This window comes from Leisingera sp. ABM4_101, assembly GCF_056158725.1.
Genome location: NZ_JBSWTV010000001.1, coordinates 116,788 through 129,781, shown reverse-complemented (window position 1 = coordinate 129,781; position 12,994 = coordinate 116,788). Strand labels below are relative to the sequence as shown.

Here is a 12,994-nt window from a genome sequence, read left to right as displayed (position 1 = left end):
TTAATGAAACTAATGCTGCGTGGTTTTGCTGTGCAGGCCACGGCTTCCTTGCCATGTCTAATGCCAGACACGACCGCAACGGAGGCCCCTCAATGGCCCGCACAACCACCCGCCGCGCCGGACGGCAAGAGCGCATGGCCGCCCGCGCCGCGCAAAACACGCTGGCGGCGCCTTATACGATCCGAAAAACCGGCCTGGTCAGCCTGATCAGCGGCGAGGCGGTGGCGATCATCGAACGCAACGCCGACCGCATCCTGGACGAGATCGGCATGGACTTCCGCGGCGACCCGGAAACGCTGGAGCTGTTCCGCAAACATGGCGCCCGGGTCGACGGCGAGCGTGTGCGGTTCGACCCCGGCTGGTGCCGCGACAAGATCAAGACCGCGCCCCGCGTCTTCACCCAGCACGCCCGCAACCCGGCCCGTTCAGTGCAGATCGGCGGCGATGCGCAGGTCTATGCCCCCAGTTTCGGCCCGCCTTTCGTGCATGACATGGAAAAGGGCCGCCGCTATGCGACGCTGGAAGATTTCAAGAATATCACCAAGCTGCACCACAGCCTGGGCGCAGTGAACCATTCCGGCGGGGTGGTGGTGGAGCCGGTCGATGTGCCGGTCGATTTGCGCCACCTGCATATGGCGCACACGCATCTGACCATGAACGACAAGCCCTTCATGGGGGCTGTCACTGCGCCTGAACGTGCCCGCGACACCATTGAAATGTGCCGCATCGCCATGGGGAGGGAATTTGTCGACAACAACTGCGTGCTCTATTCTGTGGTCAATACCAATGCACCGCTGGTGATGGATGAAACCATGCTGTGGGCGCTGAAGGAATACGCGCAGGCCGGCCAGTGCACCGTGGTTTCGCCATTCGTGCTGGGCGGAGCGATGTCGCCGGTTTCTGTCGCGGCAACGCTGGCGCAGGTTCTGGCCGAGGTGATGGCCTCCGTCGCGCTGATCCAGCTGATCCGCCCCGGCGCGCCGGCGGCCTTTGGCACTTTCTTCTCGCCGATCAGCCTGAAAACCGGCGCACCCACATTCGGCACCCCCGAAGGTACCCAGTTCCAGATGTGCGCCAAGACCCTGGCCGACCGGCTCGGCCTGCCCTTCCACTCGGTCGGCGGGCTGACCGCGGCCAAGGTGCCGGACGCGCAGGCCGGCTACGAAAGCCAAGCCCAGCTGATGGGCGCAGCACTGGCCGGCGTCAACTTCATCATCCACGCCACCGGCTGCCTGGAGGGGCTGTTGACAACCGGCTACGAGAAAATCGTGATGGACGCCGACCGCTGCTCGGCCATGCAGCGCTTTATCAAGGGTGTTGATTTCTCCGAAGCAGCGCAGGCAATGGATGCGTTTTTCGAGGTGGAGCCGGGGGGCCATTTCCTCGGCGCCCAGCACACCCAGGACAACTATCAGACCGCCTTCTGGATGGGCGACATGTCCGACAACGGCACTTACGAGCAATGGGCCGCCGAAGGCGCCGCCTGGCAGCACGAGCGTGCCAGCGCCCGGGTGAAACAGCTGCTCACCGACTACGAACAACCATCAATGGACAGCGGAACACGCGCGGCGCTGGACGATTTTGTCGCCCGCCGCACCAAGGAGATCGAGGGAGGAAAGACATGACCCTGCACACGGATTGGACCCTGACAGAGACCGCCGAACGGCGCGACAATTACTACGCCGCCAGCCAGCGTAAATTCATCCCCTTCAAGGACCCGATGGTCTTCAAGAAGGGATCGATGCAGTACCTGTGGGACGTCGAGGGCCGCAAATACACCGACCTTCTGGGCATGAACGTCTGCATCTCGGTCGGCCACAGCCACCCCAAGGTGGTCGCCGCCGCGATGGAGCAGGCGCAGGAGCTGACCCATTGCACCACCATGTTCTACCATCCCGTCCCTGCGCATTTTGCGGAGGAACTGGCGGCCACCATGCCGAACCCCAATGGCGATATCGAATGGGTGGTGCATTTCACCAACTCCGGCTCCGAGGCTGTGGACCTCGCCATGACCATGGCGCGCAGCTATACCGGCAACCTGGATCTGCTGGCGCTGCGCTCCGCCTACCACGGGCCCACAGCGGCGGCGCAGTCGATCACCGGCATCTCCGGCTGGCGCCATCCCGGCATGCCCGGCAATGTGGCCTTTGTCGCCGAACCGCACCAGTACCGCGGCATCTTTGGCGAAAACGCCGGCGCCCAGCCCTACCTCGACGAGATTGAGCGCACCATCCACACCGGCACCTCCGGCCGGGTTGCAGGCATGTTCATCGAAAGCGTGCAGGGCTACGGCGGTATCGTCGAGATGCCCAAGGGCTACATGACCGGCGCCGCCGAGCGGGTGCGCGCAGCGGGCGGGCTGCTGATCGCGGATGAGGTGCAGGCCGGTTTCGGGCGCACCGGCGATCACATGTGGGGGTTCGAGGCCGATGGCGTCATTCCCGACATCGTGGTGATGGCTAAGGGCATCGGCAACGGTTTCCCCTTGGGCGCAGTGGTGGCGCGCAAGGAAATCGCCGCGCCGATGGCAGAAAAGTTCATGTTCCACACCTACGGCGCCAACCCAACCTCCTGCGCCGCAGGCCGCGCGGTGCTGCAGGTTCTGAAAGAGGACAAGGTGCAGGAGAACGCCCGCACCGTCGGCGCCGCGCTCTTGGAACGGCTGCACGCGCTCAAGGAGAAATACCCGGCCATCGGCGATGTTCGCGGCCGCGGGCTGATGCTGGCAATCGAGATGGTCAAGGACCGCAAGACCAAGGAACCCGACCCGCAAACCACCGCCGCGGTGTTTGAGGCCACGCGGGAAAGCGGCATTATCCTCTCAAAATCAGGCGCCTACCAGTCCTGCCTGCGCATGGTGCCGCCGATGTGCCTGTCGCTGGCGGATGTGGATCATGTCCACGACGGCCTCGACCGCGCCTTTGCCAGCCTCTGACCTCTCCGCAAGCACAGGATCCGGTCTTCATCTGGCCAAAAATATCCTCGGGGGAGCGCGAGGGGGCAGACAGCCCCCTCGTATCCACGATCACTTCTTGAGGTTGGTCCAGATCTGGTCATAGACCGCCTGGGTCTGCTGATCGCAAACCTCGATGAACACCCCATCGCCAGCGCCGGCATGGGGGTTCTTCTCCGGCTGCGCTGCCAGCGCCGGGTCCAGATACTCTGCAACCCCGCTTACCCCCGCATTATACTGCGCATAGTTGGTAACCGCCGCGATGTTTTCCGGCTCCAGCAGGAAGTCCATGAATTTCAGCGCGTTCGCCCGGTTCGGCGCGTCCTTCAGCAGCACCACATTGTCCATCCAGGCGACATAGCCCTGGGTGGGATAAGCGTATTCCACATTGGCGCCTTCCTCACGCGCCTTGGCGGCAAAGCCGTCATAGATCTGCCCGACAGCCGCATCACCCGACACCAGAACCTCCTTGGCGGTGTCCGAATTGAAGGATGCCCAATGCTGCTTGGCCGCCTGCAGCATCGCGTTCAGCGCCTTCAGCTGTTCCCGGTCGGTGGAACACTGCGGGATGCCCATATGCAAGGAGGCCATTGCGATCACCTCGCCCTGGCTGTCCAGCATGTTGATTTTGCCAGAGAGTTCCGCCGGCGGCTCAAACAGGATGGCGGTGGTCTGAATATCGCCGCCATAAGCATCCCGGTTCACTGCAAAAGACGTGGAGCCCCACTGGTAAGGGATCGAGGACGCGCGGCCTGGATCGAAACTGGGGTCGGCCCATTCCGGGGCGATATTGCCTTTGTTCGCCAGCTCCCCCTCGGCAATGGTGTCCAGCAGCCCCTCGCCTGCCATGATACTGACCATGTAATCACCCGGCACCGCCAGGTCATAGGTGCCCATGCCGCCTGCCTTCAGCGTCGCCAGCATGGATTCATTGGAATCATAGGTGTCCATGGTCACCTCGATACCGGTTTCGGCGGTGAACTTCTCCAGCACCTCCTGCGGCATGTATTCAAACCAGTGATAAAGGACCAGCTTGCCCTCGGCGGTGGCGGCAGTGGCAACGGCACTCAGCGCAAGGGCCGCAGCGCTGGATTTCAGCAGGTTTTTCATGTTGTTTCTCCCGTGTTGGATCATTTTGTATTGTCGGATTTGCTGACGAAGTAGCTGATGGTGACCATCACGATGGAAACGCTCAGCAGCATGGTCGAGATCGCCATGATGTTGGGTTTGATGCCCTGCTTGACTGAGCCGAAGATCGCCGTCGGCAGGGTTTCCACACCGGCGCCCTTGACGAAATTGGTGATGATGAAGTCATCCAGGCTCACGATGAAGGCCAACAGGAAGCCGGAGATGATGCCCGGCGCCATCAGCGGCATCAGGATCTTGGTGAAGGCCTGCCTACGGGTCGCATAAAGGTCCATCGCCGCCTGTTCAAAGCTGTCCTCGATCCCCTGCATCCGGGCCGAAATCGGCAGGTAGGCGAAGGGGATGCAAAAGGCGATATGGGCCACCAGAATGGTCATGTAGCCGCGGGTAAAGCCGATCGCATTGAAGAAGATCAGCGTGGCAACGGCGGTCACGATTTCCGGCACCATCAGCGGCAGGCTGATCAGGCCAAAGGACACGGTGCGCAGTTTGAAGTTGCCGCCGCGCACCATTGCGGTTGCCGCCAAGGTGGCAATTGCGGTGCTGGCAGTGGCCGCCATGATGGCGATGGTAAAGCTGTTGAAGGCCGCTGCCTTGAACTTGTCGCTTTCCGGCCCGGTGAACACATCGGCGTACCAGCGGAACGACAGCCCTTCCCAGTTGGTGATGGATTGGGACGCATTGAAGCTGTAGATGGTGACGATCACCAATGGCGCATAAAGCACTACCAGGCACAACAGGGTGATCGCGCGGAAGCCTTTGTAGGCTTTGATGTTTTCATTCACATGCGCCATGGTTCAGCCCCCCGCCTTGTCTGCTTTGGCCTGCTGGCGGGCAGAGAACATCAGGATGATCAGCACCATTGTCAGCAGCACCATGGAGGCTGCGGCACCGAACGGCCAGTTGCCGGCGTTGCCCTTGAACTGCTCCTCAATCAGCGAGCCGATCATGAAGTTCTTGGCGCCGCCCAGAAGATCCGGCGCCAGAAAAGAACCCATCGAGGGAACGAACACCAGGATGCAGCCCGCCACCACGCCCGGTTTCACCGCCGGCAGCACAATGCGGCGCAGGGTGGTCCATTTGCTGGCGTAAAGATCCGCCGCGGCCTCAGACAGTGAAAAGTTGTAGCGCTCCACCGCCGCATAGACCGGCAGCACCATGAACGGCAGGTAGGAGTAGAACAGCCCCAGCTGCACCGCAAAGTTGGTGTTGACGATGTGAATGGGGCTGTCGATCAGCCCGGTGCCGATCAGGAAATCGTTCAGCGGGCCCTGGTCGCGCAGCAGGAACTTCATCGAAACGGTGCGGATCAGCAGGTTCACCCAATAGGGAATGGTGATCAGGAACACCCAGACGGGCCGCACGTTTTCTGGCCGGGTGGCAATGAAATAGGCGGTCGGGAAGCCGATCAGAAGGCTGAGCAGCGTCGCCGCCCCCGCCTGCCAGATCGAGCGCCAGAAGATGGTGATATAGGTCCATTCTAGCTTGGGCGGTTCATCGCCGAACAGCCCGCGGTCAAAGAAGAATTGATCGTAGGCGGCCAGGGAAGGCTCCCAGATTACCCCGCCGCGGAATTCCTTGGTCAGGAAGGAATAGATCAGCATCATGCAGACGGGTCCCAGCACAAAGATGCCGAGCACCGCCCAGGACGGCAGCAGCAGCCAGCCGCGGGCGTCCTTGTATGTATCTGCGCGGGCTGAGCCGCCGCTTGCTGCGCCTGCTGCCATCAGTCCATCAGGAGGCGCCCGGCCCCCAGCTCCATATTGACGAAAATCTCGCTGCCCGGCTCAAAGATCCGTTTATTGCCGCGGTCGGAATTGGAGGTGCGCACGATGAACTGCGGGCCCTCGGCCAAATCGACCAGCGTGCTGATGTCGGTGCCCACGAATATGTTTTCAGCAACCCGGCCCTTCAGGCTCTCGGCCTCGACCGGCGCGTCGGACATGAACAGGCGTTCGGGCCGCACCGACATATGCACCTTGGCGCCCGCGCCAATACCGTCAACCGAGTTGCAAGTCAGCGCGTGGCCGCCGCCCAGATGGCAGGTCGCACGGCCATTGCGGACCTCATCGACAGACACCTCCAGCAGGTTGGTTTCACCGATGAAATCAGCCACAAACATGTTGCGCGGCTGTTCATAGATCTCGGTCGGGGTGCCCAGCTGCTGCATCTCGCCCGCCGACATCACCGCGATGCGGTCGGACATGGTCAGCGCTTCCTCCTGATCGTGGGTCACAAAGATGAAGGTGATCCCGGTTTCCCGCTGCAGATGCTTCAGCTCCAGCTGCATCTGTTTGCGCAACTTCAGGTCCAGCGCCGACAGCGGTTCATCCAGCAGCAGAACTTTTGGCTGTGGCGCCAGCGCACGCGCCAGCGCCACACGCTGCTGCTGGCCGCCTGAGAGCTGGGACGGCTTGCGGGCAGCGAATTGCGACAATTGCACCAGCTCCAGCATCTCGCCCGCACGTTTGCGGGCGGCATCCTTGGATTTGCCGCGCATTTCCAGGCCAAAGGCCACGTTGTCCAGAATGGTCATATGCGGGAACAGCGCGTAGTTCTGGAACACCGTGTTCACCGGGCGCTGATGCGGCGGCAGGCTTTCGATTTCGTCGCCATAGAGCAGGATTTCGCCCTCGGTCACATCCTCGAACCCGGCGATCATCCGCAACAGCGTGGTCTTGCCGCAGCCCGACGGGCCCAGAAGGGTGAAAAACTCGTTGTCCTTGATGGTGAGAGATATCCGCTTGAGGGCGGTGAAATCCCCATAGCGTTTGACCGCGTTGCGCACATCAATCGCATCTGTGTTGGTACCGGGCACTTGCGCCTCCCCTCTGCCGCGTGTCGTTTGATCCAGCATAAGAAGGCCAGGGGTCTGCTTTAAGAATTGACTCCCTCAGCAAATGTTAGTCTTTGCCTAAGCTTTGAAACCCTTGCTAAAGCAACGCCTTACCAGCTGCTCAATGGGCAGCGCCAAGCCCATTGAATTGCCACCGGGCAGGATAGAACGGGAAAGCCTGCAACAGACAGCAGCGGGCGGGGCAAAAAAATTGTCAGCTGGCAATTCCGGTAAAATTCTAAGTAATGCGCCAGCCAAGCCGCGGCGATAAGACCAGGGCTGCCGTCAGGCCGTCAGCTGCTGCAGGATCCGGTCCATCATCGCATCGCAGGCGTTTAGCTGGCTCAGGTCCAGATATTCGTCGGGCTTATGCCCCTGCCCCTCCATCGAGCCCGGGCCACAGACCACGGTGGGCACCCCCAGCTGGTCAAAGAACCCGGCCTCGGTGCCAAAGGCGACCTTGGTGGTTCCATTGCTTTGGGCGAGTTTCTGGGCAAAGGGGACAACCGCGCTGTCCGCCGGCACATCCAGGCCGGGATAGGCGTTGTATTGCTCCACCTCGATGCGTGCGTCGGCCGGGTACAGGTTGCTGACCCGCTCTGCCGCAGCCTGAATGCGGGCCAGGATGTCCGGGCCGCGATCCGCCGCCAGATGCCGGTATTCAAAGGTCAGCTCGGCCCGGTCCGGCACGATGTTCAGCGCGGTGCCGCCGTTCATCTTGCCGGCGTGCACTGTGGAGTAAGGCACCGCATAGGCCGCATCCCGGGCGCCATTGGCGGCGAATTCCGCCTGCAGTGCGCGCAGTTCGCCCAGGAAATCCCCGGCCAAGTGCAAGGCGTTGGTGAAATTCGGCGCCAGGGCCGAATGGCCGGCTTCGCCATGGCAGACCGCGCGCAAGGCGGCCTTGCCCTTGTGGCCGATGGCAACCTGCATTTCGGTCGGCTCCCCGACGAAACAGGCACGCGGCTGGCCGATCAGCGGTGCCAGACGCTCCAGCATCTCCTGGATGCCGACGCAGCCGATTTCCTCGTCATAAGACAGCGCGATTTTCAGCGGCTCCTTCAGATCCGCCGTCGCCGCCCGGTCCACCAAAGCCAAGGCACTGGCGACGTAACCCTTCATATCGGTTGTGCCGCGGCCATAGACACGGTCTCCGTCCCGGGTCAGCCGGAAGGAATCGCGGGTCCAGTCCTGCCCATCCACCGGCACCACGTCGGTATGGGCGGACAATAGTATCCCCTGCCCCGCAGGACCTTTTTCGGCGTAAAGCCCGGCCTTGCGACCATCCGGCGAGGGCAGCCGGGTCACGGCAAAACCGCGTTCGGTCAGGAAGCCCTCGACATAGGAAGCCAGCGCCAGGTTCGAATTGCGGCTGACCGTGTCGAAGGCGATCAGCCGCTCCAGTATGTCCAGCGTTGCTGTCATCGTCAGTCCACGGACAGCTCGGTAATCTCGCGGCGGAAAGGCAGCGCATCGCCGATGTCCGGCCCGTCCAACTCGCGGGCATAACGGTGGCCCGCATAGGTCGCCCAGGCAATCGGCCCCGGCGCACTGGCGTCGCCGATGATCTTGACCGACTTGATGCCGGCATCAGCCCATTCCGCCTCGCGGGCGCGCAGCTCTTCGTAGAGGCTGTCATTGCCAATGCGCGAGGCAACCATGACCACGGCATCCGCCTCGATATTCCAGGTGCGGTCCGTGTAGGTGCAATTGCTGACCACGTGGCCCGCGTGAATTTCCGCCACCCCGCGGTTCAGCACGATCTCTACCCCGGCCTCGACCAGACGCGGGTGGATTGCCACCTGCTCCAGTGTGTTGTTGGTCCAGTCGCTGACAAAGGCCGAGGGCGTGACCAGCGTCACCTGCGCGCCTTTGGAGGCCAGCAGCTCGGCCAGAACCCCGCCCATGTAGTAATGATCGTCGTCATAAACCACCACACGGCCCTCGGGAAGGGTGCCATCCATCAAGTCATCGGGGGTATAGATCTTGGCGCCCTCAGCAATAGGCATCGGCACCACATGCTGGCGCGAGACCCCGTCCCGGCGCCAGGCAGAGCCGGTGGCGATGCAGACGTTTTCAAAGCCGAACTCAAGGATACTGTCTGCATCCAGCGGGCTTTCACGATAGATTTCCACATTCGGGCGCTGGCTCAGCTGGTAGCCGCGGTAATCCACCACCCGGCCCCAGGCATTCAGGCCTGGCAACTGGCGCTCGCGGGTCACCCGCCCGCCGATCACGTCCTTCGCCTCAGCCACTGCCACATCGTAACCGCGGCGGCAGAGCGCCCAGGCAGCCTCCAAGCCCGCGGGGCCGGAGCCCACCACCAGCACATTGGAACTATCGCCCTTGGTGTTCATCGTCTCCGGATGCCAGCCCTTGCGCCATTCCTCCATGAATGTCGGGTTCTGGGTGCAGCGGCTGATCGACATGGTCATGTCGCCGGTGATGCAGATGTTGCAGCCGATGCATTCGCGGATGTCCTCGATCCGGCCCTCCTCGATCTTTTTCGGCAGGAAGGGATCGGCAATCGACGGGCGCGCGCAGCCGATGAAGTCCAGCGTGCCGGATTTCACCATCTTCGCCATCACGTCCGGGCTGGTGAAACGGCCGACACCGACGATGGGCTTGTCCGTCAGCTCATGAATGCCGCGCACGAGCTGCTCCTGTGCGGCTTCTTCCTTGAAACGCGAAGGGCCGGAGCAGTCTTCCCATGTGCCCTGCGCCAGGTCCCACAGGTCCGGCAGGTCCTTGTTCATCTCGATGTAGTCACGCACTTCTGCATTGGAAAAGCCCAACTCGCCGATGGTTTCGTCCAGCGAAACCCGCAGGGTGATTGCCATGGTGTCGCCCACGGCATCGCGCATATCCGCGATAACTTCCTGACTGAACCGCGCACGGTTCTCCAAGGAGCCGCCGTATTCATCCGAGCGCTGGTTGGTGGCGCGGCTCAGGAAGTGCTGGAAGATGCCGAACCCATGCGCGCCATAAAGGCAAATCAGGTCAAAGCCTGCCTCCTTAGACCGTTTCGCAGCATTCACAAACCAGCGGCGCAGGTCCTTGATGTCCTGCTTGTCCAGCGCCCGGGCCTGCACGGGGTCGTTGGTAAAGGTACGGATTGGCAGCGCCGAGGGCGCCAGCGGCACCTCCTTGGTATAGAGATTCGGGCCATTGATACCGGAATAGGCCAGCTGGATGCCGGCCAGCGCGCCGTGGGTCTTCATCCGCTCCGACATCTTCCTGAGCTGCGGGATGTCCTTGTCCTCCCATAGGCGCAGCTCGATGAAGGGGGTGATCTCGCTGGTGTGATGCATCTCGCACTGTTCAGTGAAGATGACACCCCAGCCGCCCTCGGCCTTGATACCGCGCATCTCTGCCGCGGCAGAGGGGTCGCGATAGCCGCCGCCATTGCAATGGGGCACCTGATAAAAGCGGTTCTTGGCTGTGAGCGGGCCAATCTGCATTGGCTCGAACAGAATGTCATAGCGGGGATCGCGCAATTTTCCTCTCCTTCGGTGCAAGAGCCCTCAAAGGGTACAGGACCGCGCCAAAGGCGAAAGTTGCGCTTGCGGAACCATTGATTAGCCGCCGCCTAACCGCTGCCGATGCGGATGCCGGGAACAGTGCCGTCCGTGATCCGTTCCTGGCAGTAGCTGATAAAGGTCTTGACCGTCAGCACATTCTCCGCACCCTCAGCGGTCAGCAGCCCCATCCGCATCGGGCGCAGCTTGCCCTCGATCGGCACGAATTTCAGTTTGCGCCCGTCCGGCGCCATGTCGGTCACCGGGCGGATATTGGCGATGGAATAGCCGAACCCGTTCGCCACCAGCCCGCGCATCACCGCCATATCACGGGTGCGTTCGGCAATTTGCGGGGTTACGCCGGCATCCTCAAAGAACGACAGGAAATATTCGGCGCTCAGCGGCAGGTCCAGCAGCACCATCGGATGCGGCGCCAGCTCTGCCACCGTGACGCTGCCGCGGTCCGCCAGCGGGTGGTCCCCGCTCAGCAGCGCATAGGGCGGCAATTCAGCCAGCGCGTTGAATTGCAGATCCGCCGGAATATTCAGGTCATATGTCAGCGCCACGTCAATCCGGGCCTGGCGGATCAGATCGATCAGCCCGGCCTGATCCCGCTCCAATTGGCTGATGGTCACCGCCGGATACAGCGCCTCGAACTGGCGGCGCAGGCCCGGCACAATCAGCTGGGCAAATGTCAGCAGGCAGCCGACCGACAAGGGCCCCTGCACAAAGCCCGAGATATTATCCGCCAAACGGCTGAGCGCACCCGCCTCATAGAGAACCGCGCGCGCCTGATCCATGAACTGATGGCCCGCCTGGGTCAGCGACAGGCCCTGCGCGTGCTTGCGCACGAACAGCTGCAGGCCGAACTCATTCTCCAGCTGCGACACCGCCGCCGAAATCGACGGCGAGGACACATTCACCTTCTCCGAGGCCAGGGCAATGGACCCGGCCTCGCCGACGGCGACGAAATATTCCAGCTGGCGCAGGGTGAAACGCAAAGGCATGTCAGCGACTATGACCGAGTCGTCCCATGCCCATCAAGCCCGGTATTTGATCCAAGTGGTTTTCAGCGCGGTATATTTTTCCAAGCTGTGCAGCGACAGGTCGCGCCCGAAGCCCGACTGTTTCATGCCGCCAAAGGGCGTCTGCGCCGACAGCGCGTCCACTGTGTTCACCGAAACGGTGCCCACTTGCAGCTTGTCCGCCACCCGGCAGGCGCGGCTGAGGTTATCGGTCCAGACCGACGCCGCCAGCCCGTAGATCGAGTCATTGGCCATGGCGACGGCCTCCTCCTCGCTGTCAAACGGGATCACCGACAGGACGGGGCCAAAAATCTCATCCTGCGCCAGCGGATCACCGTGGCTCACCTCGTCAAAGATTGTCGGTTGCACGAAACAACCCTTGCCGCCGACGGTCACGCGTTCGCCGCCCGCCACCAGATTGGCAGAAGTCTTACCCGCCTCGACAAAGCGCATGATGCCTTCGGTCTGCTTCTCATCCACGATGGCCCCCATTTTCGAGGCCGGATCCAGCGGATCCCCCGGCTGGGTGGCCTCGGCCCGGGCAATCAGCTTTTCGACAAAGGCATCCTTGATCGAGCGTTCGACATAAAGCCGCGAGTTGGCCGAACAGACCTCGCCCTGGTTGAAGAAGATCCCGAACGCCGCCATGTCCGCAGCCGCATCCAGATCCTCGCAGTCGGCAAAGACCAGGTTGGGGCTCTTGCCGCCGGTTTCCGGCCAGACCTGTTTCAGGTTCGACTGGCCCGAGTACTGCATGAACATCTTGCCGATGGCAGTGGAGCCGGTGAAGGCGAGGCAATCCACATCCATATGCAGACCCAGCGCCTTGCCCGCAGTGACGCCATAACCCGGCACCACGTTAAAGACCCCATCGGGCACCCCCGCCTCTGCTGCCAACTCAGCCAGGCGCAGCGCCGACAAGGGCGACTGCTCCGCTGGTTTCAGCACCACGGAGTTGCCCGCCGCGAGCGCCGCCGCCGCTTTCCAGGTCGCCATGTCCAGCGGGAAATTCCAGGGCGTCACCGCGCCGACAACCCCCAAAGGCACGCGGCTGACCAGCGCCAGATCGCCCGGCCCGGTCGGCGCCACTTCGTCATAAACCTTGTCGATCGCTTCCGCGTACCACTGGAAGAAATGCGCGGACCCCGGAGCGTCCACCGTGGCGGCATCGGTCACCAGCTTGCCCATGTCCAGGCTGTCCAGCAGCGCCATCTCTTCCAGGTTGTCCCGGATCAGATCCGCCAGTTTCAACAGAACCGCCTTGCGGTCCCCCGGCGCCATCCGCGACCAGCGCCCGTCCTCAAAGGCTCGGCGCCCGGCGGCCACAGCCCGGTTCACGTCTTCCGCATCGCACTCGGCGACTTGCGCCAGCACCTCACCCGTTGCCGGGTTCACGCTGGCAAATGTCCTGCCCGAAGCCGCATCCCTGAACCGGCCGTCAATGAAGGCCTGCCCCCGGAACGAGAGAGCTGCCGCCCGGGATTTCCAGTCGTCCAATGTATAGTCCTGCATCGTC

10 protein-coding genes are annotated in these 12,994 nt (G+C 62.4%); 2 read left to right on the top strand and 8 right to left on the bottom strand.

What is annotated here, in order from left to right; all coding sequences use genetic code 11:
* The first annotated feature begins 92 nt into the window (after nt 1–92).
* Nucleotides 93–1,625, top strand: a complete 1,533-nt coding sequence (locus ACXAEK_RS00590) for a trimethylamine methyltransferase family protein (protein ID WP_475039114.1) — start codon at nt 93–95, stop codon at nt 1,623–1,625.
* Nucleotides 1,622–2,935, top strand: a complete 1,314-nt coding sequence (locus ACXAEK_RS00585; protein ID WP_475039113.1) for an aspartate aminotransferase family protein — start codon at nt 1,622–1,624, stop codon at nt 2,933–2,935. The genes ACXAEK_RS00590 and ACXAEK_RS00585 overlap by 4 nt, the downstream gene beginning before the upstream one ends.
* 90 nt (nt 2,936–3,025) lie before the next feature.
* On the opposite strand, the gene ACXAEK_RS00580 is transcribed toward ACXAEK_RS00585, so the two are convergent.
* From ACXAEK_RS00580 to ACXAEK_RS00545, 8 genes are all read right to left on the bottom strand, one after another.
* Entirely contained in the window at nt 3,026–4,063 is a 1,038-nt protein-coding gene (locus tag ACXAEK_RS00580; protein ID WP_475039111.1) for an extracellular solute-binding protein, read from the bottom strand.
* 20 nt (nt 4,064–4,083) lie between these two features.
* Complete coding sequence (locus ACXAEK_RS00575) at nt 4,084–4,893, bottom strand: ABC transporter permease (RefSeq protein WP_475039110.1); 810 nt, start codon at nt 4,891–4,893, stop codon at nt 4,084–4,086.
* Between the two features lie 3 nt (nt 4,894–4,896).
* On the bottom strand, nt 4,897–5,826 hold the full coding sequence (locus ACXAEK_RS00570) for an ABC transporter permease (protein ID WP_475039108.1): 930 nt from the start codon (nt 5,824–5,826) through the stop codon (nt 4,897–4,899).
* A complete protein-coding gene (locus ACXAEK_RS00565) occupies nt 5,826–6,956 on the bottom strand; it encodes an ABC transporter ATP-binding protein (protein ID WP_475039107.1) in 1,131 nt (376 codons plus the stop codon). Before ACXAEK_RS00565 ends, ACXAEK_RS00570 begins: the two co-directional genes overlap by 1 nt.
* 264 nt (nt 6,957–7,220) lie before the next feature.
* The gene (gene argE, locus ACXAEK_RS00560; RefSeq protein WP_475039105.1) at nt 7,221–8,360 is read right to left on the bottom strand and encodes an acetylornithine deacetylase; all 1,140 of its coding nucleotides are present in this window, start codon (nt 8,358–8,360) and stop codon (nt 7,221–7,223) included.
* Between the two features lie 2 nt (nt 8,361–8,362).
* Nucleotides 8,363–10,432: an oxidoreductase gene (locus ACXAEK_RS00555; RefSeq protein ID WP_475039104.1), complete on the bottom strand. Its 2,070-nt coding sequence runs from the start codon at nt 10,430–10,432 to the stop codon at nt 8,363–8,365.
* A 92-nt stretch (nt 10,433–10,524) separates the two neighbouring features.
* Nucleotides 10,525–11,460 carry a LysR family transcriptional regulator gene (locus tag ACXAEK_RS00550; protein ID WP_475039102.1) on the bottom strand — a complete coding sequence of 312 codons (936 nt, stop codon included), beginning with the start codon at nt 11,458–11,460 and terminating at the stop codon, nt 10,525–10,527.
* Between the two features lie 33 nt (nt 11,461–11,493).
* On the bottom strand, nt 11,494–12,990 hold the full coding sequence (locus ACXAEK_RS00545) for an aldehyde dehydrogenase (RefSeq protein ID WP_475039101.1): 1,497 nt from the start codon (nt 12,988–12,990) through the stop codon (nt 11,494–11,496).
* Nucleotides 12,991–12,994 lie beyond the last annotated feature (4 nt).